Genomic DNA, 24,001 nt, shown 5'->3' with positions numbered 1-24,001 from the left:
CCCGCGCGTTGAAACGCGCTGTTGAATTCACGGAAAAAGCCGGGCGGTTTTCGCCCGCCCGGCTTTGCACACCGGATACCATCATCCGTACCCGTTTAATCAATTCAGAAAACCGGTTTTTACCTTTCACTCAAAAGTTTTCATTTCCAGGCGAACTATCGTTTAACTTATTGGCAATTACTTATTTATCCGGTTTTCAAAAACCGGACAGTTCGCTTTTCTTACGCACTACGCTAAAAGACATTGTCATGGTAAAGAAAGTCCTCAAATGGGTCGGTATCATCGTGGGCGGCCTGGTGGTTTTGCTGCTCGCTTTTTACACTTTTGTCTATTTCCAAACCGAGTCGCGGGCCAACAAAGTGTATGATGTCAACCTGCAATCGCTCACCATTCCCAGCGATTCGGCGTCCTACGCCCTGGGCAAACACATTGCCGGAATCCGGGGGTGTGCAGAATGTCACGGGGCCGATTTCAGTGGCCGGGCTTTCTTCGACGAAAGCACGCCAATCGCGGTTTTGTATTCTTCCAACCTGACCACCGGAAAAGGCGGGATTTCCTACACCGATCAGGACTGGGTTCGGGCGCTGCGGCACGGGTTGGGGAAAGACAACAAAACGCTGTGGTTCATGCCGTCGCCGGAAGTCAGCGCTCCGCTGTCGAACCGGGATATGGGGGCGTTGGTGTATTACCTGAAGAGTCAGCCACCCGTCGATAAAGTCCGTCCGGCCAAAGAAGTGAAACCCCTGGGGCGGTTTTTAGCCTTTAACGGATCTTTGCCGCTTTATCCGGCCGAAGTCATCGACCACGAAGCTCAACCCACTGAACATGTGCCGGTCGCCGTCGATGCCGTATACGGAAAATACCTGGCTGTGACCTGTTCCGGTTGCCACGGCCCTGGTTTCAAAGGTGGGCCCGGCCACGGCCCCGGCGAACCGCATATTGCGGATTTGACGCAAACCGGCAAAGTTGGGAAATGGACGTCGGACAATTTTGTTACCGCCATCAAGACAGGGAAAAGACCGGATGGAACCGTGATCAACGAGTTTATGCCCTGGAAGTATTTCGCCACCGTGTATACCGACGACGAACTGAAAGCGATTTATTTATACCTGCACGAACTGAAGTAACGGCCAGCAGTTCAACGGTTTTGACATTTTCGCCGAATCGCCATCGTAAGCCTAAAACCGCATGTCTCTTGGGAGACTTCGCCAGGTTGTGTGAAGCCATCATTCATCCGCACCCGATTTCGGGGCCGCTGGATATTCACCAGCGGTTTGCATTTCTGCGGTTTCACATCGACCGGCACCGGAATCAGGTGACCGATTTGCGGACGATGCTGGCGGTCTGGTCCAACCGGTTTTCTTGACGTACTGATTTTCGAAAATAGATTTTTAGCCTTTTGTGAAGAAAGCAACTGCTTCGCCGTATTTTAGCGGCCAAACTGCTAAACCCGTTTATGGACTTCCAGATTTTCCCCGACTACGAAACCCTTTCCCGTCATACTGCCCAGCACATTGCCGCCTTACTGAATCGCAAACCCGATGCCCTGATCTGTGCCGCTTCCGGCGATACGCCCGTTGGAACCTACCGCGCGCTGGTTCAACTGGTGAAAAACGGCGAAACCAGCGTCGATCGCTGCACCTTTGTGGGGCTGGACGAATGGGTCGGTTTAGGGCCGGAAAGCGAAGGAAGCTGCGCGAATTACCTCCAACGCGAACTCTTCGGACCGCTCAATATTCCGGCCAGCCAATGCCGTTTATTCGACGCGAAAGCCGCTGACCTCGAAGCCGAATGTGACGCCATGACCCGGTTTGTGGACGATCGGGGCGGGTTTGACCTGATTCTGGTGGGCGTCGGGTTGAACGGCCACATCGCCCTGAACGAACCCGGAACGCCGTTCAACCTGAAAGCCCACGTTTCTGAACTGGCCGAAACCACCATCGTTGTCGGGCAAAAATACTTCTCCGAACCAACACCGTTGACGCAGGGCGTTACGACCGGTTTGCAGCAGTTGATGGATGCCCGCGAAGCCATCCTGATCGCCAGTGGCAGCAAAAAAGCACCCGCCATCAAAACCGCCCTGGAAGGTCCTGTTACTGAGGAGTTTCCGGCCAGTATCATGCAAACGCATCCGAAAGGGTATGTATGGGTGGATGCCGATGCCGCCGGGGCGATGAATTAATACCACTAAAAGCCCGACGACATCTGTCGATGTTGTTCATGACCGGGAATCCTGCTGGCGGCCCGGCCCCGAGAATTCTCCGAAAGGTGGGTTCGTTAATTGCCCCGGTATACTGAGACATTGGCCTGATGTTTCGGAATACCGGGGCTTTTTTTATGCAGCCTGAATGCCCAACGACAAAGCCATCGGGGTTGTTTTCCCAACCTCTGGCAAGTGGCCAGATTCTTCTTTTTTTCTGATTACTGATACTTTATTTCGGGATTGAACCGCCTTGCTTGACTCTGTACCGGAAATGAAGTATGATTGTTCCGGATTATCGTGTTAACAATCAGTAAATCAGCCGAATATCCGGCCACGCTATACGGTTCCAATCCATACCGTTTTTATAAATATGTTTCCGTCTTTCCTTTCCCGTAAATCACGACTCATTCAGGGCAGCATCGTTCTGCTGGCGGGTGTCTGCCTGACCGCGTCGACCGAAAAGAAACCCCACGAAACGCTCGGTTTTCAGGTGCCGGAAGGCTTTACCATCGAACGGGCGGTGGCACCAGACTTGCTGTCGTATCCCATGTTTGCGAGTTTCGACGGCACCGGACGGCTTTTCGTCTTTGAATCAACCGGCCCCAATACCATGGGAACCGAGAAAATGCTGGCCGAACCCTCGTACCACATTCGGTTGCTGGAAGATTTGGACGAAGACGGTCAGTTTGAAAAAAGCCGGATTTTTGCCGATCACATCCCGTTTCCCAAAGGGGGCGTCTTTTACCAGGGCAGTTTGTACGTGGCCGAATCGCCCAATCTGGTGAAATACACCGATACGAATGCCGATGGTGTATCCGATCAAAAAGAAACCATTCTGACCGGCTGGACGCTCCACGCCAACGGCGCCACGCTGGGCGGACCGTTTTTCGGGCCCGACGGCTGGCTGTACCTCACCGATGCCCGGCGGGGCTTCTCGATTACCACCAAAGAAGGCCAGGCGCTGAAGGGAAAAAGTGCCCGGATCTGGCGGTGCCGCCCCGACGGCACCGGTCTGGAGTCGATGGCGGGGGGCGGTTTTGACAATTCCATCGAAATGGCCTTCATGCCTTCGGGCGAAACCATCGGTACGATGACGTACTTCGTCGATCCGCAGGACGGGCAACGGGATGCGCTCATGCACTGGGTGGAAGGCGGCACCTATCCCAAACCGAACGCGGTGATTGCCGAAGATGGCCTGAAACTGACCGGCGAGCTGATGCCGGTGATGACCAAAATGCCCCGGGTGGCACCCTCCGGCATCCTGCGCTACCGGGGCAGCGGTTTTGGCCCGGCCTACCGGGGCAATCTGTTCAATGCCGAATTCAATACCGGGCGGATTATGCGCCACATCGTTTCGCCCGATGGCGCTACCTACAAAACCGCCGACGAGGTCTTTCTGAAGTCGTTCAGTTCGGATTCGCACCCGACGGATGTGCTCCAGGATGCCGACGGCAGTATGCTCATGGTCGTGACGGGCGGCTGGTTTATCGAAGGATGTCCGCTCTCGCGGGTGGCCAAACCGGAGGTGGCGGGCGGTATTTACCGCATCCGAAAAACCGGTGCCGCCAAACTCAACGATGCCTGGGGAAAAAAACTGGCTTTAGCGAAAGAAGCTCCGCAGCGTTTGCTAAAATACCTGACCGATCCCAGACCGGCGGTTCGGGAGCAGGCAACGGAAGAATTAATCCGGCGCGGAAATGCGGCTGTGAATCCTCTTCTCAACGCCTTTCCGGTTTTGAAAGACGAAGACATGCGGGCGTCGGCGGTTTTTGCCCTGTCGCGCATCAACACACCAGCCGCCTGGAATGGTGTTCGGCAGTCGCTGAATGATCAAAGCCCGGTCGTTCGAACCGCTGCGGTTCGTGCGCTGGGGTTGCAAAAAGATGCCATTTCGGTAAACAAATTGATTCAGCTGGTGCAGAAAGATGCGCTGCCCGTTCGCCGTCAGGCGGCTACGGCGCTGGGGCAGATCGGCGATCCAAAAGCGGTTCCGGCCTTGCTGAACGCAGCGGCCGCTTCTACCGACCGGTTTGTGAACCACGCCATTATTCATTCGCTGATTCTGCTTAGAAATTCGGATTTGCTGGTTAAGGCGCTGGAAAGTCCTGCGTTGAAAACCCGAATAGCCGCCCTGATTGCGCTGGATCAGATGGACGGAAAACCGCTCCAGAAAACCCATTTGGCTGCGGCCCTGACCGCCCGGGAGGCCGAAATTCAGAAAACCGGTAGCTGGATCGCTTCTCATCACCCCGAATGGTCGGATGTGGTGATTGGTTTTCTGGAAAAAAGCCTGAAAAATCCGGCCCTTTCGGATGCCGACGCCAACTCGGTTCGGGATCTGATGCTGACGTTTATCAAGGAACCGGCGTTGCAGAACTTTGTGGTTGCGCAGTTAGGCAATCCGGCGACGACGTCGGCGCGGAAAGTATTGCTGTTGGATGTGATGGCGAAAGGGTCGTTGAAAAAACTTCCGGATGCCTGGGTAACCGAAATCGGGAACCAGCTCCAAACGACCGATGATGCGGTTTTGTCGCCACTGTTGGGCCTGATCGAATCCCGGCGCATCAAGGCCGTCGCCCAGAAACTGGATCAGCTGGTGCAGTCGGAAAAAACGCCGGTCGGTTTCCGGCTGAAAGCCCTGAGCGCGCGGATCACGTCGTCGCCCGCTCTTTCGGAACGGGAGTTTCAACTCCTGCTGAATTACCTCGGCCCGGAATTTGACTCGCCGGTGCGTCAGCAGGCCGTGCGGTTATTGAACCGCGCCGAACTGACCAACGACCAGTTACTGATTATTGCCCGCACCCGGATCGGCCAGACGGACGCCTTTCTGCTGCCGCCCCTGCTGGGTGCTTTTGAAGGGAATAAGGATGAAAAAGTGGGTCAGGAACTCATGACAGCCCTCAAAGCGGTTTCGGGGCGACTGGATAACCTGCCAGAACAGGATTTTCAGAACCTGCTGAAACCGTTTCCCGCATCCGTACAAACGATGGCCGAACCCTTGCTCGTCAAGCTGAAATCCCTCCATGCCGACCGGCTGGCGCATTTGCAAAAGCTGGAAACGCAACTGAAAGGGGGCGATGTGGGCGAAGGCCGCAAGCTATTTTTCGGCAAAGCGTCCTGCTACACCTGCCACTCCGTAGGGCCGGAAGGCGGGCGGTTTGGGCCCGACCTGACCAACATTGGCGAAATCCGCTCGCAACACGACATTCTGGAAGCCATTGTGTATCCGAGCGCCAGCTTTGCGCGGGAATACGAAACCTCGCGGGTGGTGACCAAAACCACTTCGTACGTGGGAATTATCAAGGAGCAACTGCCTGAATCGGTCGTGATTGAACTCGGTCCGGCGCCCGGTTTACGGATTGCCCGGTCAGAGATCACGGCCATTGAACCGCAGACCCTGTCGATGATGCCGCCGGGTCTGGACCAGCAACTCAACCCGACCGAAATGGCCCACCTGATCGCTTTTCTCGAAGCCCTTCCGTACCGGATCGACCGGATGATTCAGGCCAGTCAGAAAAAATAGCCCAAAACCGCTTCGGAGACAAAAAATAGCTTACAAATGGGGAAATTAAATCTTAAATTTCTGGCTGCAATCCTTTGCCTGTTCGTGATAACGGGCGAAACCACGGCGCAGTCGAAACGGTCAAAAACCGTCCGGCTTTTCAACGGGAAAAACCTGAAAGGCTGGTACCGGTTTGTGGAAAAACGGGGCCGCGAGAACGACGTAAAAAAGGTGTTCACGGTCGAAAAGGGACTGATTCACGTCTCGGGCGAGGAATACGGCAGCATCATTACCGACGAGGAATACGCGAATTACACGCTGACCGTGGAGTTCAAATGGGGCGACAACACCTACGCCCCCCGGGCCGACCGGGCGCGCGATAGTGGCGTGCTCCTGCACTCGACCGGGCCGGACGGCGGGTATCGCGGCATCTGGATGCGCTCCATCGAATGCCAGCTCATTGAAGGGGGAACCGGTGATTTTCTGGTGGTTGGCGACGGCACCGACAACTACGCCCTGACGGCCACCATTGCGCCGAACAAAGAAGGCGGGGGGCGCGTTTTTTCGCCGTCGGGTACGCCCGTCACCATCCACAGCGGCCGCATCGACTGGTTCGACCGCGACCCGAACTGGAAGGATGTCAAGGGATTTCGGGGCGCGAAAGACGTCGAAAAACCGCTCGGGGAGTGGAATACGATGGTGTGCGTCGCCGACGAGGATCGGATTTCCAGTTATCTGAACGGCGTGCTGGTCAATCAGGCCACGCAGGTCAAACCCTCGAAAGGCCGCATTCAGATTCAGTCCGAAGGCGCCGAACTGTTTGTTCGAAAAGTAGAATTGGTGCCTTTACGGAAATAACACCCCAATAAAACCCCAAACCGATTAACCGAAATTCGTCATGTCTGATCAGTCAACACCGATCCGCGTCCTGGTGGTGGGATGCGGAAACATGGGCTCCTCCCACGCCACGGCCTACCACAACCTGGAGGGCTTTGACATCTGCGGCATCGTCTCCACCGGCAAAAGCAAGGAAATTCTGAACGAAAAACTGGGGGGCGGTTATCCGCTGTTCAGCGATTTCGACCAGGCCCTGACAACCACCCAACCCGATGCCGTTTGTATCTCCACCTACCCCGATACGCACGAGGCATTTGCCGTCAAATCGTTTGAGGCCGGGTGTCATGTGTTTATCGAAAAACCGGTCGCCGACTCGGTGGCCGGGGCCGAGCGCGTGGTGGCAGCCGCCGTCAAAGCGGGCAAAAAGCTGGTGGTGGGCTATATCTTGCGGCATCATCCGTCCTGGGAAAAGTTTGTCGCGCTTTCCCACGAGGTGGGAAAACCGCTGGTGATGCGCATGAACCTCAACCAGCAGAGCGACACCAGCATGTGGACGCTGCACCGGAATCTGATGAAAAGCCTCAGCCCGATCGTGGATTGCGGGGTACATTACATCGACGTGATGTGCCAGATGACGCGTTCGAAACCGGTTCAGGTCTACGCCATCGGCGCCCGGCTGACGGATGAAATTCCCGCCGATAACTACAACTACGGCCAGCTGCAGATTCGGTTCGACGATGGATCGGTGGGGTGGTACGAAGCGGGCTGGGGGCCGATGGTGAGCGAAACCGCCTTTTTTGTCAAGGATGTATTCGGGCCGAAAGGCAGCGTTTCGATTGTGGCCAAAGAGGCCGGGGGCGAAGGCAAGTCGTCATCCATCGAAGCGCACACCAAAACCGAGTCGATCCGGGTGCATCATTCGGAGCTGGACGCCAACGAAAAATTCGCCAAAGCCGATACCTGGATCAATCTGGAAGACGAACCCGACCACCAGGAGCTGTGCAACCGCGAGCAGCGGTATTTTCTCAAAGCCATCCGGGAAGACATCGACCTGACGGATCACATGCAGGACGCCGTCAACAGCCTGCGGATTGCCTTCGCCTGTGACGAATCGGTGCGGACGGGCCAGGTTGTTATTCTATAAGTGGTTTATTAATACTAGTTTACGCATGAATCTTATTCCGCAAGAGATCCCGGTTGGCCTCGTTGGCCTGGGGCTGATGGGCTGCAGCATCACCACCTGTTTACTGATTGCGGGGCATCCCGTGGTGGCCGTCGCGCCGATTCCCGACGATCTGATTTATGCCCTGACCCGGATTCAGGATCACCTCGAGCGATCGCGGCAGCACGGGTTGATCGATCAGCAGCCGGATCATTATTTGAGTAAGCTAATCCTGACGGAAGATTATCAGGAGCTTCGGCCCTGTCAACTGGTCATCGAGTGCACGATCGAAAACCGGGCGATCAAGGAGTCGGTGTACCAAAAAGTGGAGCGGGTGATTGCGCCCGACGCGCTGCTGGCGAGCAATACGTCGGCGATTCCCATCAGTGTATTGCAGCAACTGACGCAGCACCCGAAGCGGTTTTTTGGGCTGCACTGGGCCGAACCGGCCCACACGACCCGGTTTCTGGAAATCATTTGCGGGGACGACAGCGCGGTTTCGCAGGGCGAATACCTGTATGAACTGGCTCATTTTTGGCGGAAAGAGCCGATTCTGGTGCGAAAAGACATTGCCGGGTTTATCACCAACCGGCTGATGTACGCCATGTACCGGGAAGCGATCAGTCTGGTGGAGAAGGGCTACGCGACGGTGGAGGATGTGGACCGTTCGTGCCGCAACAACGCGGGGTATTTCATGACATTGGTGGGCGTTTTTCGCTGGATGGATCTGACGGGGGTTCCGGCGTATCACACGGTGATGAAAGACCTGCTGCCGACGCTCAACAACAGCACGGAAGTGCCCAAACTGATTGACGACATTGTCAAAAGTGGCGGCCGGGGCGTAGCCAATGCGCACGGTTTTTACGACTACACGCCGGAAGAAGCCAAACTCTGGGAGGAAACCTTCACGGAATTCAGCTTCAAAATCCGCGAAATCGCCCTGCAATACCCGGCTGATTACGTGAAGAAAAAGCTGAAAGAGAAAGAGTAAGGGTGCTGCCGTTTGCCAACAGCGACTACCCATCATACTAAGTCATGAATCTCTTTAGTGAATCCTAAAATTCCATTTGGAATTATCGCTGTTAAAATCAAACTCTGCCAGGGTCGGTGTGCTGTCTCCAGACGATACCAGCGCTACCTTCCTGCCTGAATCCGGTACGGTTTTAGGCAGGATTCGATAGGTGCCATCCGTCAATTGATCGATTCGCCATAGTTGTTCAGGTGCGCCGGTAAATGCCGGTACGGTTATCACTTCGGCATCGGCAGTTGCCGCTAAGGCCCGGTCGGTTCCGGCCAGGACAATTTTATAATAGGGGCCGCCTAGGTAGCCGGTCGTATCCGGCGCATCGGTAATCGTCCATTGCTGATGGGGCCGGGACATGTAGTCGCCTATTCGCAAATGAATGGTACCCGTTGGCCAGTTTTTCATGACATCGGCTAATTGCTGAGCCGGAATCGGCTTAACCGGCTCATTGTTCGGCTGGCCAAACCCCCGTGGTCCAACGGCCATTCGGGTAAAATCAACGGCCAATTCCAGGCCATAGCCTCTTCGTACGGATTCAATTTCATACGTGCCTTCTTTAAACTTTTCGCCGGCAACCGGCCATCCGTCTTTCCAAACCACCGGAAGGATTCCCAGGACGCTTCGGCCCCCCTGCTCTAAATCGGCTTCATAATGGATGGACATTTTTTCAACGCCGTTCTCCAGGATGATATGGCCAAAATGCCCGGGGCCGATTAACCCTTTGCGGGTAGCCACCACCATCTTCCCACCACCCTGCAACATGCTTCGGCCGACATTATCGAGGTATGGCCCGGTTATTTTTTTCGAACGACCCACCACCACGTTGTAGGTCGAGTTGGCTCCGTCGCAGCAACTGCCATGTGTGGCCAGCAGGTAGTACCAACCGTCGCGGAAGACTAATGTGCTGGCTTCACAGACGATGGCGACATCCACCGGTTTATTGCCTGCCTTGCGTTTGCCGGTTTTGGGGTCTAATTCGATCAGACGTGTGAAGCCAAAATAGGTGCCGTACGTTAGCCAAAGGCGTCCGGTCGTGGGGTCTAACAGCACACCGGGGTCAATGGCGTCGTTCTCTTCGTAGCCATCCGAAGTAGCCACGACAACCGGTTCTGAATACTTAAAATCGGGAGATTTGGGGTCCAGGGTCTTGTTCCACATGGTCAGAATAGCGCCTTTGTGGTTGGGCGAACCACCGGTTGCTCCGTAGATGACCAGGTAACGATCGCCAATTTTGATGACATCAGGTGCCGCTCCACCACCCGGACGTACCCCGCCACCATGCCAGGTCCAGCCATCATGGGAAATTAATCCGCCACCGCCGGTGCCGAATGTGTAATACTTGCCGTCACATTCCGCGACGGTTGAGGGATCATGGATAAAGGGTCTTCCGATCTGGGCCTGTACGGTTTGGGTTATCCATAAAACGAAGAAGGATATCAGGCTGATTTCTTTTATTCTTTTCATGAACTAATTGGTTTTAATTCGCTTAAACAGACCACGATCTGTTACTCGTAACGAATACGGAAATTTTTTACGGGCGAGCCTTTTTCATCTAAAAAACGAACACAAAAATTAGCCATACCCGGTCCGTTGATGACGACTCCACGGATGATATTCTTACCCTTTTTAAGCGTTAAACGAGCCGATGTACCATTATCGGCAATCATATCCCGGTCGCCGGAAAGCAGCAAGGCTTCCTGCCCATTCAACCACCACAGGCTACCGGAATTACATCCGGCGGCCATCCGGACATTTTTAATTTCTTCGGGGCAATCGATGACCGTGACGAGCCAGACCAGGATTCCGTATTTTGGTTTGTTGATGGCGTAGGTAAAATGGTATAAATTAAAGTTGAAAGCCTTGCTGTCCAACGCATACCACTTCAGTTCCTGGGTTCCTACTCGTACGGTTTCGCCATTTTTGGGAATGGTGGTGTAATCGCCGGAAAAATTATCGGCCGAAAACGCAGTTTTAAGGTAGTTGTCCGTGAATATATTATTCCGGACGATATCTTTTTTTACAGGTTCCAGCACCAGCCATCGTTGGATAAAGCCATTGGCATCGGGTGCTTTTTGGGCGGCAGAGGCCGGTGTGAAGTGTTGGGATAGGGTATGAGTCGTATCGCTTTTTAGGGGTATGGGCGGTAAAGGTAGTCGTTGACCCGGGCCTGGTCCCTGGGCAAAAGCGGTAAAGCTACTGATTTGTAATCCTGCTAACACAATAAACGATAGAATGGGCAATACGTATTTGTGGTTTCTGTCCATTGTTGATTTCGTTTGAAATGCGTATTGTTTCTAAATATGGTGTAAGATAGGCAAACCTATCAAACAGCGTTGTGTGAATTAACTAGATTGAGCGTGAAAAATAGGGAATGAAGAATGCCTCAACCCTTTAAAAGACACTTTCCCATTCCTAACCACCGGTTTTTCGGGATTTAGAAATGGGAAAGTGTATTCGACTCGGGAAGTCCGGATGGTTTGCTTCTGAAAGTTGCTGATAGGAGTTTCCTACCTACGGCAGGCGGTTCATATTCAGGCAATTGGATCTATAAACATTCCGTCTCTACGAGACGATTCACGTTCAGTTCGAAATAGCTACCAGCTCGTCCAGCCGCCATCGACGAACAGGTTTTGCCCGGTGATGTACGAAGCAGCATCCGATAACAGGAACGTCACCGCTCCCGCGATTTCCGGCGACTGGCCGACGCGTCCCAGCGGGGTTTTCTGCGAAAGGCGTTCGACAAAAATCGGTTCGTTTTGCTGCACCGCTGGATTCGGAAACGGTCCGGGCGAAATACAGTTGCAGCGAACGCCCTGCCGACCCCAATGCACCGCCAGGTAGCGCGTCATCTGGATAATCCCGGCTTTGCCGACCCCGTATTCGATGGGGTTTTTGTTCATCGGCGCTTCGTAAGCCGCCGGATCGGGCGAGACGGAACCGTACATGCTCGAAAACAAAACCATGCTTCCGCGCCCCAGCTTTGCCATTTCCTGCCCGACCGCCCGGGCCAGCAGAAACGTGGCCGTCAGTCCGCCGTGGTTCACTTCGTCGAAATCCTGTTCCGTCAGCTCTTCCAGTTTTTTTCCGGTGGAAGCAAACGCCAGGTTGACCAAACCGTGCGGCACTCCCCGGTTTTGAATCTGTTCGGTTACGAATGCTGAAATGGCCGATCCCTGCCGAATGTCGAGTGTAGCGGGTGTTACCTGAGCATCAAAACCGCTCTTCTCAACAAAATCGAAAGCCCGGTTTTCCAGATCGGCGCAGAGCACGCGGGCGCCCGCAGCCTGCAGCAATTGGACCGTGGCCTGCCCGAGATACCCGGCGCCCCCAATTACCCAGATTTCTTTTCCCTGCAAACCGAATGTATCGGCAAATAAATCCGCCATGTTAGGAATTCAGGTACACGGTTTTTCCGCCATCGGCCAGACTTTCGTGAGCAGCCAGCAACGTCCGAATGATGCGTTCGGTTTTGACGAAATCCAGACGCGGGCGGTTTTCTTCCACCGAGCGGACAAACTCGATCAGGTTATCCCGGAACATCCCAAACCAGTTTTTGACCTCGATCAGCCGCCAGCCGTCTTTTCCAAACAGCGAAATCTGGAAGGTCAGGGCAATGTCCATGAACAGATGCACAGTGGCCTGCAATCCGTCGGCGAATTCCAGATACACCACGTCGCCACCCTCGCGCCCCACGTGCCGGACGGAAACCGGCGTCGGGTCATCGAGCACCATGAACAGTCCCTCCAGCATGTGAACGCCGTACCGAATCCAGTCTTTTTTGCCGACCGCCGTAACCAGTTGCAGCTTGCCCAACTGGCTGAATTCGTTCTTCACCGCCCGCAATTCCGTCGCGTAGCGCATCGACGAACACGACATCACAAACTTGCCGTTGGCCACCTGCTCTGCAAAGTAGGTCAGGTCTTCCAGACTGCCCGCCAGCGGTTTATCAATAAAAAGCGGAATGCCCGCTTCGATGAACGGTTTGGCCATTTCGACGTGGTTTTCCGGATCGTCGCGGCCCAGAATCACCGCATCGACCTGGCCGATCAGCTCCGTCAGGTCGTCCACGACGTTTTCGACCTGAACGGCTTTGGCGATGCTTTCCGAAATGGCCCGGTCCTGCGCCCAGACGTGCGTCACCCGCGCGCCCGGAATACCCAGCAAATCGCGATTGGCCGTCAGGTAGGCCGACACGCCGGGGTAGCCCACCCGGTTGATTTCCTCCGGATCAAAAAAACCGTTGATGATAGCCGACCAGGAGTATGGGTGGGCGTTGCCCGCACTCATGCCAATGATTCCAATTTTTACCACAGTGTTTTGGGTTGTATTCCTATCCTTTTTTCGTTCCAATTTTCAAAATGGCATAAGCCGCTCCCGCGCGAACGTCCGCATTTTCGTGTTTCAGCAAGGGCGTCAAAACCGCTACATCGACCGGAAGACCGGTTTCGGCCAGCGCAGCCACCAGTTCCAGCTGATCGCCAACGGCCGGAGACTGTTGAGCCGCCAGCATCTTGATCCGAAGCAGTCGATACGGTTCTGACCGGGTTGCTTCGGTCGATGCCGTCACCAAAGCCGCATGCACCAGATTCAGTTGAACCGCCGACGATACCGGTTCTGATAAAGCCGCTTCGGCCAGCTGCTTCCATTCAGCGGCAGTCAGCCCGCCCAACCGGCGGGTAATAAAGGTGCCCAGTTTCCGGGGAGCCACTTCTTCCTGTCGGTTCAGCGCCAGATCCAGAAATTTCCGGCGATTGGCGGGGGCGGTTTTGGCATCTGATAACGTTGCGCCCCAGAGGGTATAAAGCGACAGGGGGCGGTTTTCGCCAGAAATGGCTTTGCGGGCTGCTTCGGCATCGACCGTGGTGGGTGAAATGCCGAGTTTGGCCAGCGTTTCGGCGGCATGAATGCGGTCGGGGCCGTTGGGGTCTTTAAAGGCCGCAGCAATTGGATCGGTCCATTTTTCCTTTTCATCCGGCGTCGTAGCGGCCTGCGCCAACACCCGCCAGATACCGATGCGGTAAGGCGCTTTCGTGGAAAACTTCTGAAGTTCGTCCAGATAAACATCTTGAACGCCAGCCGGTTCGCCGATCCAGAGCAGGTATTCGGCCGCGTGGACTTTGATCCATTCCTGTTCCGTTCGCAAAACCGTTCGCAATTCCTGCAAACACTGGCTGCGCAACGCATCGGATACGGGCTGGGCCGAAGCGAAGGGTTTAGTAAGATTCGTCATGAGCAAAAAAGTAACTAGCAAGGTTCGTAACGGTTTCATTCGGTAACAAGGGTTGAAAAAACCGGGATTACTATTCGGCCCGCGGCCCGTACGGCTTCGGCCCCGGCCTCCGGAATGGAACGGTACGGCCAGCGCATCCGGCAACCGACATTCGCCCAGCCGCCAACGACGGACAGAAATTTGTCGCAGGCCGGATCAGGGTATTTCTGTTCCAGAATATACGGAATGATGTGGTCATTCATAAAGTGCTGAATCGCTTTTTCCCAGTCCAGCGCCTGCGCCAGATCGGTTTGCATGAGCCGGTACCAGTCCAGCGCGAGTTGCGGATGCAGGCAGGCAATGTTCGAATACGAACCGTGCGCTCCTTGCCGAAAACCGGTCGCCAGCCGGTGGCCCGGCACAAAAACCGCCAGTCGGTCGGCCATGTGTTTCCGCATCTGTTCGTACCAAACCGCATCTCCTCCGGCCACCTTAACGCCGACGAGTTGGGGAACCGCGTCTTTCAACCGGCCGAATTGCTCGGGCGTCAGCCGCACCTTGGCGTGTCCGGGATTATACAAAACCAGTCGTACGTCGGCCGAAACGGCGGCCATTTTCTTTAAAAAAGCGATGATTTCGGCTTCGGTGGGTGGAAACCAGTCGGGCAGAATGAGTTGCACCGCGCCCGGTTCCTGCCGGATCGCCCATTTCAGCCGACTGAGCGAAATCCAGGGGCTCATGTGGCTGACGCCGATCTGAAACGGTAATCCGGCCGCCCGACAACGCCGGGCCAGTAGCCGGTGAATGCGCCGAAATTCGCTTTCGGACTGGTTGTAAAACTCGCCCGCCGTTCCGTTGGAATAAATGCCATCGACGCCAAACGCACTGATCCGGTCGATTTCCTCCTCCAGTCGCCCGAAGTCGATGGACTCATCCTCGTTGATGGGCAACATCAGCGTGGCCCAAATCCCGCGAATATCGGCGGCTTCGAGCGGGCGGTTGACGGAAGCGGTTTTGGCCAGCATCGGCGCTACTGAAGTTTGTCGAGGGGAACCTGCGCCAGGTAAATGGCCGATTTCCCGTCGTGCGTCGAATAATACGAAACCCAGAGTTTGTTCTGGTGAATGACCATGCCCGGATAACTCGCGTCGCCACTGCTCGGGAACGGGATGGTTTTGGTGATATTGCCGTTCTGATCCGATAAATACAGCGCCATTTTATTCGGTGACGCGTAATTCCGGGAGCCGATAACCAGCTTATTGTCGTTCAGAAACAGGAAATTAGGGCCGCCGAGTCGAATGCTCATTTTGTGATACGTCCAATTGGTATAGGGGGCCGGACTTTCCGCCATGATTCCCATCTGGTCTTCCGATTCGCGCCGGATCAGGACGTACATCTTCCCGGTTTTATCGAAACGGATTGTCGATTCGTTCGGCTTACCGTTTACTTCCAAATCAGAAACTTTGTCGTATTTGATGCCGTCTTTGGTTTTCAGCAGGTAAATCACCCATTTATCGTCAGTCAGAACCTGGTAGTCAATCGCATAACCGGTTCCGTTGTGCCAGGTTGTGCGCCAGATCCAATCCAGCGAAGGCGAAATCGCCGGGTCTAAAGTCGATTTTTGCGGTTCCGAGAAATTCGCGCCCTTCAGGTCGGAAAACGAAACCATCGGTGCAATCCGCTGCACTTTATTCTTGTTGTTGACCGACGCAAAAACCGCCCCGGCCATCGTCACCATCAGTTTCTTGTCCGGCGTAATGGTCAGTTTCGGGTCGCGCAGGTCGATTTTCGGAATGGCGAGGAGGGCCACGCTGGTCCAGTCTTTTCCATCTTTGGATTTCAGCACGCGCACCTTGCCGCTGTTGGTCGTATCGACGTGCGAAAACCCTTCGCGGAACGTACAGTAAAACGCATTATTGAATAACACCAGATCCGTAAACGCGCTGTGGGGCGGCTGATCCCAGATTTTGGTGACCTTTACGTACTCAGGAAAAGAACCGTCCTGCGCCAGAATCGACGCAGAACGGCAAACGGTCAGGGTTAGGAGTAGCAGCAGTTTTTTCATCGTTGGTTGAATTACACGTCGGACTTGAGGGTAGTTTGGGATTTGAGCAGAAACAAAAGAGCCGAACAGATCAGCAGCAAAACCGCTGCAACCTGAAATAATTGACTGAAACTCACCTGCGCATCCCGCAGGACGCCACCGGCATACAGTCCCAAACCGCCGACAATGCAACTGCCCAGATTCAGAATGCCGTAGCCCGTGGCCCGGTACCGTTCGTCGGCAATCAGGCACAAAATCGGCATCATGTTGGTATCGCTGAACACCCGCGTAAAGGCGTAAAAGATGAATCCGACAATGGCGACCGGCAAAATGGCGGTGGTGCTGGCGAGAAAAATGGCCGGGGCGGCAATGCAAAGCGCAATGGCCGGGACCAGAATCCGGCCACGCGGATTGTTGCGGCTGATGCGATCGGTGAGCGCCCCGCCCGTCAGCACGCCCACCAGCGCTGCGGTGTGGAAATAGCCGGTGGCATATTGCCCGGCCTGCGACTGCGACAGATTGAATTGTTCCTGATAAAACGTGGGTAACCAGCCCACAATCAGCCAGCCGACCACGCCCAGCAAGGCCCAGAAAAGAAGCAGGATACTAAAGGCCGGTTTACTGAACAGGATTCGGACGGCTTCGCCAAACCGCACGGTTTCGGCGGGTTTCGAAACGACGGTTTTGGTTTCTGCCGATTTGGGAGCATCCCGCAGGAAGAAGGCCAGCACCACGGCGTACAGAATGCCGACCAGTCCAAAAACGCTGAACGCGGCACTCCAGTCGCGGTTTTCGGCAATCATACCACCCAGAAAACCCAGGCTCTGCCCGACCATGATCCCGGCAATGTGAATGCCCGTCGCCAGCGAGCGGGTGGCTCCCCGGTGGTAATCGACAATCAACGCCATGGCCGCCGGAATGTAACACGCTTCACTGACGCCCATCAGCGCCCGGGTCGCCAGCAACTCTTCAAAGGTCGTCGCGTGGGAGGTCAGCCAGGTGACCAGCGACCAGACGAACAGACTGCCGATAATAACCCGGCTGCGGTTGAAGCGGTCGGCCAGAAAACCGGCGTAGGGACTCAGAAAACCGTATACCCAGAGAAAAACCGCCGTGAGTAGCCCGAACTGCGCGTCCGTCATCGGAATGGCCGCCTTGATTGAATCGCGCATCGTCGTGATCATGATCCGATCCAGGTAGTTCAAACAACCGACCACGCAGAGCAGCGCAACGACAAACCAGGCCCGCGCCGGAAGGATGGCGGTTTTGGGAGAAACAGGAAGTGTATCGGTTTTCATAACAGTTCAACGGTTGCTCCAACCCCTTTCAGGAGGGGAGGTATTCAGTTCAGTTCCAGAATCGATCCGGCAATGTGGCGCGTTCCGTTGTCCAGATTAAAGTAATAAACGACCAGCACCCGTTTTTTGTCGAGTTGCACCGACCACGGATAACCGATATCGGTGCTGCCGCCGTCTTCCCGCAGGATGATTTCGGGAGCGGTTTTATAATCGGTACATTCGGCGTTCAGAATGCGGGCGCGGATGCCGAAGGGTTTATGCCGGTAGCCGTAAACCAGCAATACCCGGTTGTCGGCCAGCCGCGTGGCCTGCATCGGATGCCCCTGAAAACCCATCGACTCCCATTTAAAGCTTTTGCCACCGTCGGTCGAGCGGGCAATACACGCCTGATCGTCCATGTTGGCCGTGCGAAGAAAACCGATGATGTCGCCTTTGGGCGTTTCGTAGGCCGAAGCTTCGTTGAACGATACTTTGTCATCGATGGCTACCACACTTTCATACTTCCAGGTCAGCCCTTTGTCGTCCGAAACGATCAAATGGTTGGAGGTTTTTTTTGGGGAATTGGAATCGCTCGAAGCGACGACCCAGAAAATCCGGCCACTTTTCCCTTCGTATAACGCGCCCCGGTTATAGGCGCCGAGCGGTTTTCCGCCGAGGGGGCTGAGGTTGATTTCGGGCGCAATGTGCGTGGGGTAAATCGGTCCCTGCCAGTTTTTGCCGCCGTCGGTCGAACGCACCAGGTAACCGCCCAGAAAAACGGCCCCACTTGTTTCAAAATACGGTTTTTTCAGATTTGCCATGCCTTCGGGCCGGAGGAACGCCCAGCCGTAGCTGGCACACAGAATGTCGCCGTTTTTCAGCTGCAGCAAACACGGGTCCTGCGAACCACCGAAAGCGTGTGAATAAATCAGTTCCGGTTCTTTCGTCCAGTTTTCGCCATCTTTCGAGCGCAGGCCCACCAGGTAGCTATTCGGATCGACGTGGTTCGTTCCTTTTTCGCCAAACCCTTTCCGCTCCGGAGCCCGCCGGAAAGCAATCAACAATTCGCCGTTTGGTTTTTTGACGATCGACGGAAACGACGCGTAAAACCGCTCGTCCTGGTAAATCACGAAGTCTTTGACTTTCCGGGCGGGCGGAACATTGGTGGTTTGTGGGATAGGGGCGTTCTCCGCAACAAACGACGTCAGGCCGAGGGCTATAACGCCCGACAGCAGGAAAAACGAACAGGTACTTTTCAGGTTTAGGGTCATGGGTACGGATAGGAGTGTTTATTTTCGTTTATCAATTTGAAATTGATCGCTATTTTATTCTTCCCGATGTAACGTATGCAAAATTAAGTTTTGTAGATTAGTCATCCTGCTACTTTTGTTTCAATTTGTTGTACTATTTTTCAAAGTTATCGACGGGATTGCCATTCGCCCGGGCGGTTTTTGAATGATTGTATCAATCTTACGGGTTGGCGAACAGGTTTTCCATTTGCCAGGCTTCCAGCGTTTTGAGCGTCGCCGGGCTGCCGTGCGCCCGAATGGATACGCCTTGGCTATCGTTGCGACCCGGATACATCCGCACCGCCACGCACTGCCGACCATTCACGAAAACCTCCACGATACTTTTATCGACAAAAATCCGCAGGTCGACGAGTTCACCTTCCTTAAGCAGCACGGAAGCGGTTTCCGGCACCCGCGAGCGGACGCCTTCCAGCGTCGAAGCGTTCGAATTATCGATGGAAATGGCGCTGTATTGTACGTTTTTGACTTCGGACCGGTCCCAAAAACCGCCGTTTTTGTAGAATAAAATCCGGGTGTATTCTTCTTTTCCCGGCGACCGGAGTAAGTTCAGTTCAATCGTCGGGGAATTTTTGGGGTCAATCACCGCGTGCATTTCCAGCGCATTTCCGGAAACCGTTGGCAGCACAATTTCCTGATTGGCGGGCAATGCTGTTTCGGCCAGGGTTACTTTTTTTGACCGTAAAGAGGCCAGGTCGCCGATGGGTTCCTGAAGGAGTTTTCCGTTTTCGTCCAGCGTCAGCAGCCGGGGCAACGACATAATCCGGCCCCAGGTTTTGTCCGTTTTTCCCTCATTCACATTAAAAATGGTGACGATTCCGCCTTTTCCGTCGGGGTAAGCCGAGGGTGCGTGCACGCCGTTGGGCAGCATCGGCCCGTGATTGAAGTTGCCGCCGTCGGTGACGATGAATTTGTCGTTGACCTGATCGTAATCGCCCAGCATGTACTTGCCGCCACTCATGTGGCTGAAATGCAGGAGGATATACTTTCCCTTGTCGCCGATCGGCCAGAAATACGGACAAGCGCCGTCGTCCCCGACCATCCCGTACCCATCGTTTTCGATGAACGGGTGCAGATACTGCCAGTTGGCCAGATCCGGTGAACGGAACAGAAACAGGGCGCGAATCAATTTGCCGCCGGGCCCCACCGGGCGCTGACCAGCCAGCACGCAGTAATACTGATCGCCTTTCTTCCAGATGGCCGGATCGAAGACGTTATACGGCAGCTTTTCGCCCGGTTTTGGAATCGGAATGACCGGTTTTCCGGTTACTTTGGACCAATTCAGCAACAGGGGGTCGGACGAAGTGGCCACCATTGAGCCCGAACCCACACCGTGGTACATGGCAATCACGCGGTTGGGTTCCACGAAGGTCGAGCCCGAATACACCCGGTCTTCGGGGTTGGGATAAATGGCGTAGGGCAGGTCGCGCCAGTGAATGAGGTCGGTGCTGACCGCGTGGCCCCAATGGACGCGCGGATCTTCCGGCGGAAAACCCTGGTAGAACATATGCCAGCGACCCTGCCAGAAACACAAGCCGTTCGGATCGTTCATGATGCCTTCCGGACTGACGTAATGGTACGTGGGTCGGTGGTGATCTTTGGCGAGTTCCTGGCTGGAGACTTTAAACCGTTTCAGCAACGGATTGGTTTTTAGCTGTTTTTCCTGTTCTTCCAGCGTCGTTCCGAAGGTGAAAAACGGCACTTTCGACACCCGGCTTTCCTGCGCACTCACCGATGGAGAAAGCAGTATTCCCGTCAGCAGGCAACCCAATACTGTATGTCGTGTAGCGTGATTCTGCATAACTATACCAAAAGAGGTCCGAAAGAACTTGATCATTGTGGAAGGGCTATTTTTAAAACCGGTCGAAAAAAGTGAGATCCGCGTCGAAATGATCTATTGCTACCACCCGGTCGCCCTTCAGCCGAACCCGAATTGCCCGGGTGCGGTGGTTCAGCGTTAGTTCCCGGATGGGGAGGGGAAATGGTAGGGTGATGAATTCATTAACGGGTGGCGTCAGGAAATGCAGATAATCGCCATTTAGGGAGGCTGATTTCAACGACCTGGCCAATGAATTTCGGTCGGCCCAGGCCGGGATTCGGACCCATAAGGAAGCTGGTTTTTTAACCCGAATCCTGAGGGCCGGATGAGTATAGGGCGATTCGATGGCAATCGCATCCGATTCGAAATCAAACAACAGATTAATCCGAATACCGCTTGCTGAAACGCTTGCTATTTCCCGGTACGCTTCGCAGAGCGAGCCGACGGTTCCGCCCACGATGTCCATGTTGAATGAGATTTCTGCCGGAAAACCGGCCGGTTTGTGGCCGTAGGGAGCGGGGAAGCCAAAAGCACCCCGGTGCCGACGGGCGACGTCCCGTTTGGCGTCCTCGTTGGTCGGATTAGCCGTTTCCTTGATGAACGAAATATCCCGTAACTGACTGGGTAGCACATGAGCCCGCAGCATCAGCTCGGCTTTCTGGTAATAAACCGGAAAACCGGATTTTCCCAAAATCAATGCAGTTTCGATGATGTCGCCCGTATTGTTCACTTCGCCCCGGTCAGGATTGGCGCTGGAAGCCGGATCGCAATTTTCGATCGACCAGCCAATTTCGTCGCTAATTTGTAAAAGTCCCTTGTCAAAAAATGCCTTTACCCGAAGCATCAATGGGCGATCCGACGTCAGGTCTGCCAACTGGGCCAGCGACGACAGCACACACGTAATGGAATGCGGATGACTGCCCAACCGCTCCAGCGAAAAGCTCCCATCTTCGTAGAAATGATCGCGCAACAGCTTGTCTTTCATGGCGATGGCCAGATCGAGTGCTTGTTTGTAACCCGTTGCCCGGTAATATTTCACCAGCGGTCCGAGAGCCCGGCCCAAACCGGTGACAAAATGGGAGCGGGGCGACTTCGATTCGATGAGCAGGACCCCCCGCTTTTCAATGGCATCTTTGTCCCATCCTGATTCCGGGCTCCAGGTTTTCTGAATAAAGTCGATGCTTTTGCGGGCGGTTTCCCGGGCTTCCTCCGAATTCCGGTACTTTGCCAACGCATACAGGGCGTGGAACCCTTCGCGAATGTTGTGCGGTGCAAAACGAATCAATGATCCTCCAATTTTGTCGCGGTTGAGCGGAACCGGAATAGCGCCACTGTAGGAATAGAAGGCGGCTTTGGCGTGTTTTTCGATCACGCCCGGGGCAATTTTGTAGCCAATCGCATTTTCAGCATTCAAAAGCGCATTCAGATGCCGACCGGGAATGTGGGATTCGGTATGGGTACTGCTGAATCGGAAATAGGATTCCCCGCCGACCGTCGAGATCGCTGATCCAAAGTAAGGAATGTCGTTGTCATCGGCGTTGAACACGTTGCTCATCGTTTCGCAGCCGAGCGTAATCGCCCCTTTGAGGTCCGTGTCATTGACATCCGACAATTTTGTGTTACCGACACCGGCCGCCCGGCTGAGGGCAGTGAGCGGAAATGGCCCCACTACCAGACCTGTGCTCAACGCACCGGTTTTTTTGATCAGTTCACGGCGGGAAATCGGTTTCCTCATTTTGCTTCCTTCAGAGTAAAGGTGGAGCTGTGGGCCATCGAAACGATCATTTGCTGGTCTTTGACGGCGTTGCTGCTGCCGACGGGAACGGTTTTGTCCTGAATCCAGGCGACAATCCGCGTCTGCACCCGGCCCTTGATCACCGTCCCGGTTTCCCGATCCACCCACTGCTCGCGTTTGTACAGAATTTTGCCGCCGTGTTCGTTGAAAAACCGGTAGCGCGAACCGCCCACCTGCCGAACCTCTTCGTCGGGCAGCAACTCCTCGACCCGTACACCCAGATCACTGAGCCAGCGTTCACCCGTGGCCCGAATGAGCCGACACGCCCGACCGTTGAGTTCCGTATCGGCAATGTACGTCAGGCTCATCGGAGTCGGTTTGAGCGGGGGCAAATCCGTGCCGTTCAGCATCGGAACCCGCACATTTTCAATGCTTTCCCAGTGATCGCCCGGCCGAATTCCGTCGACCGGCAACAGCGGCACCAGAATGGATACATCCGGCGCCAGCCACCGGGCGGCCTGGCCTTTGGCAACAAGCTGGCTCACTTTTCCCTGCCGACTGGCGACCATCTGAATCTGCTGTTTTTCCTGTGGCGTTTCCTCGAACCACCGAAAACCGTTCACGTCGGCGGTCAGCGGGGCGGCTTCGTCGGGGCCGTGTTTACCCACTTTCAGCGTCAGGTCGGCCGTGGCTTCCAGGTACGGCATGTTCGTGGCCGGTCGGGGTGAGAACATCTTGAAGTGCGGATGCTCCATTTCCTTGAGCGTATTGGTAACCGGAATACCCTGCAATTCGGCCACGGTCACTTCGTACTGAAACGATTTGTCGGCCGGTAATTGCGGGGTTTTGACACCCTGATCCGGTTTCAGGTACCGAAACAACTGCTTGAGAATCCGCTCGTTCTCGGCCCAGGGACGCGACATGTTGCCGGTCCAGGAACCGTTGTCACCCACCAGAATAAACTTGCCTTTGCCGGGCCGCGTCATCACAATTCCGGGACCTTTGACGTTGCGGTCGGGATAACCCGCATCGGACGCAACCTGCATTAAAACCGTCGGATTTTTCGCTTCCGGCAAAATCTTGAGCGTGCAGCCCGAGCCGTAGTGAAAAATGGGCACATCGTAGAAATAGGGGTGGGTTTCGCCAATGAACACGTCGGAATAATGGGTGTCGTCGCTGTTCCAGTCGAGGCCGAAACCGCGCGCCAGTTTGCGCAACTGAACGTCTTCAAAATCCTCGGCGGCCCGGCCTTCGCCCCCGCTGTTGATCATGACCATCAGGCTGCCGCCTTTCTCGACATACCGCCGGAGCATCGCAATCTCGGCATCGGTCAGGACGTTGGCCGTGGGGTCGAGTTTCGGGTTGTCGGGATTAACAATGACCACGGCGTCTTTCGTGGCCAGCGTCGCGTCGGAATACGGTTCCTGCGCCATCGAAATGGCATACTCTTTTTCCAGCGCCACAAAAACCGGGTCGAAGGAATTGGTGTGCACAAAATCGTCCCAGCCGTAGCGGCCGTTGATGGTCGTCCAGGCCCCCGTCACCATGTAGTTGCCGACCTTGGTGCTGGGCCCTTTGCGGTGGTAATAATCAAACAGCAGTTTTGGACTTGGAGCCGCCTGCGGACTGTATAGAAACGGTGTAGCTTCTTTCTTCGGCTTTTTGGCGCGGGACGTCTGGCTCGAATCGGCGATGGCCGGTTTTTTAGTAGAATCCGCAATCTTTCCACCCGTTGCACCGACAGAAACCGTATAAACTAAACCCAAGACCAGAAAAAAACACTTGCGATAATTCATGCTGAATGCCATTGAGTATTGTAAAACCGTTTTGTACGCTCCTGAAAGTTCGGTCGCATAGCGACTAAATGTTTGTAGAAAACCTG

19 protein-coding genes are annotated in these 24,001 nt (G+C 54.9%); 7 read left to right on the top strand and 12 right to left on the bottom strand.

Going from position 1 to position 24,001, the window contains the following annotated elements; translation table 11 throughout:
• The first annotated feature begins 248 nt into the window (after positions 1-248).
• The 7 genes from EHT25_RS30675 (at position 249) to EHT25_RS30650 (ending at position 8,695) form a co-directional block, all read left to right on the top strand.
• Positions 249-1,127 carry a c-type cytochrome gene (locus tag EHT25_RS30675; RefSeq protein ID WP_124879274.1) on the top strand — a complete coding sequence of 293 codons (879 nt, stop codon included), beginning with the start codon at positions 249-251 and terminating at the stop codon, positions 1,125-1,127.
• A 68-nt stretch (positions 1,128-1,195) separates the two neighbouring features.
• On the top strand, positions 1,196-1,366 hold the full coding sequence (locus tag EHT25_RS32840; protein ID WP_185731553.1) for a hypothetical protein: 171 nt from the start codon (positions 1,196-1,198) through the stop codon (positions 1,364-1,366).
• 90 nt (positions 1,367-1,456) lie between these two features.
• The gene (locus EHT25_RS30670) at positions 1,457-2,182 is read left to right on the top strand and encodes a glucosamine-6-phosphate deaminase (RefSeq protein WP_124879273.1); all 726 of its coding nucleotides are present in this window, start codon (positions 1,457-1,459) and stop codon (positions 2,180-2,182) included.
• Between the two features lie 391 nt (positions 2,183-2,573).
• The gene (locus EHT25_RS30665; RefSeq protein WP_124879272.1) at positions 2,574-5,726 is read left to right on the top strand and encodes a PVC-type heme-binding CxxCH protein; all 3,153 of its coding nucleotides are present in this window, start codon (positions 2,574-2,576) and stop codon (positions 5,724-5,726) included.
• A gap of 36 nt (positions 5,727-5,762) precedes the next feature.
• On the top strand, positions 5,763-6,563 hold the full coding sequence (locus tag EHT25_RS30660; protein WP_124879271.1) for a 3-keto-disaccharide hydrolase: 801 nt from the start codon (positions 5,763-5,765) through the stop codon (positions 6,561-6,563).
• Between the two features lie 40 nt (positions 6,564-6,603).
• Complete coding sequence (locus EHT25_RS30655) at positions 6,604-7,686, top strand: Gfo/Idh/MocA family protein (RefSeq protein ID WP_124879270.1); 1,083 nt, start codon at positions 6,604-6,606, stop codon at positions 7,684-7,686.
• 25 nt (positions 7,687-7,711) lie between these two features.
• A complete protein-coding gene (locus EHT25_RS30650) occupies positions 7,712-8,695 on the top strand; it encodes a 3-hydroxyacyl-CoA dehydrogenase family protein (protein ID WP_124879269.1) in 984 nt (327 codons plus the stop codon).
• Between the two features lie 54 nt (positions 8,696-8,749).
• Here EHT25_RS30650 and EHT25_RS30645 read toward each other — a convergent pair whose 3' ends face one another.
• From EHT25_RS30645 to EHT25_RS30590, 12 genes are all read right to left on the bottom strand, one after another.
• The gene (locus tag EHT25_RS30645) at positions 8,750-10,192 is read right to left on the bottom strand and encodes a family 43 glycosylhydrolase (protein ID WP_124879268.1); all 1,443 of its coding nucleotides are present in this window, start codon (positions 10,190-10,192) and stop codon (positions 8,750-8,752) included.
• Positions 10,193-10,233: 41 nt separating this feature from the next.
• Positions 10,234-10,992, bottom strand: a complete 759-nt coding sequence (locus EHT25_RS30640; protein WP_124879267.1) for an acetylxylan esterase — start codon at positions 10,990-10,992, stop codon at positions 10,234-10,236.
• A gap of 330 nt (positions 10,993-11,322) precedes the next feature.
• On the bottom strand, positions 11,323-12,114 hold the full coding sequence (locus EHT25_RS30635; RefSeq protein ID WP_124879266.1) for an SDR family oxidoreductase: 792 nt from the start codon (positions 12,112-12,114) through the stop codon (positions 11,323-11,325).
• Between the two features lies 1 nt (position 12,115).
• Positions 12,116-13,039, bottom strand: a complete 924-nt coding sequence (locus EHT25_RS30630; protein ID WP_124879265.1) for a Gfo/Idh/MocA family protein — start codon at positions 13,037-13,039, stop codon at positions 12,116-12,118.
• A 19-nt stretch (positions 13,040-13,058) separates the two neighbouring features.
• Positions 13,059-13,958 carry a HEAT repeat domain-containing protein gene (locus tag EHT25_RS30625; RefSeq protein WP_124879264.1) on the bottom strand — a complete coding sequence of 300 codons (900 nt, stop codon included), beginning with the start codon at positions 13,956-13,958 and terminating at the stop codon, positions 13,059-13,061.
• A 35-nt stretch (positions 13,959-13,993) separates the two neighbouring features.
• Entirely contained in the window at positions 13,994-14,962 is a 969-nt protein-coding gene (locus tag EHT25_RS30620; protein ID WP_124879263.1) for a dihydrodipicolinate synthase family protein, read from the bottom strand.
• A gap of 5 nt (positions 14,963-14,967) precedes the next feature.
• Complete coding sequence (locus tag EHT25_RS30615) at positions 14,968-16,002, bottom strand: hypothetical protein (protein ID WP_124879262.1); 1,035 nt, start codon at positions 16,000-16,002, stop codon at positions 14,968-14,970.
• 11 nt (positions 16,003-16,013) lie between these two features.
• Positions 16,014-17,279 (bottom strand): MFS transporter, encoded by a 1,266-nt coding sequence (locus EHT25_RS30610; protein WP_124879261.1) that lies wholly within the window; start codon positions 17,277-17,279, stop codon positions 16,014-16,016.
• 44 nt (positions 17,280-17,323) lie between these two features.
• The gene (locus tag EHT25_RS30605) at positions 17,324-18,529 is read right to left on the bottom strand and encodes a sialidase family protein (RefSeq protein WP_124879260.1); all 1,206 of its coding nucleotides are present in this window, start codon (positions 18,527-18,529) and stop codon (positions 17,324-17,326) included.
• Between the two features lie 199 nt (positions 18,530-18,728).
• A complete protein-coding gene (locus tag EHT25_RS30600; RefSeq protein ID WP_124879259.1) occupies positions 18,729-20,366 on the bottom strand; it encodes a glycoside hydrolase family 32 protein in 1,638 nt (545 codons plus the stop codon).
• A 52-nt stretch (positions 20,367-20,418) separates the two neighbouring features.
• Positions 20,419-22,119, bottom strand: coding sequence for a hypothetical protein (locus EHT25_RS30595; protein WP_124879258.1), 1,701 nt, complete (start codon positions 22,117-22,119; stop codon positions 20,419-20,421).
• Positions 22,116-23,915 (bottom strand): hypothetical protein, encoded by a 1,800-nt coding sequence (locus tag EHT25_RS30590; protein WP_124879257.1) that lies wholly within the window; start codon positions 23,913-23,915, stop codon positions 22,116-22,118. Before EHT25_RS30590 ends, EHT25_RS30595 begins: the two co-directional genes overlap by 4 nt.
• Between the last annotated feature and the right edge of the window lie 86 nt (positions 23,916-24,001).

Origin of the sequence: Larkinella rosea, assembly GCF_003858635.1 — a bacterium.
GTDB classification, from domain to species: domain Bacteria; phylum Bacteroidota; class Bacteroidia; order Cytophagales; family Spirosomataceae; genus Larkinella; species Larkinella rosea.
This window is presented reverse-complemented; position numbering and strand designations above follow the sequence as displayed.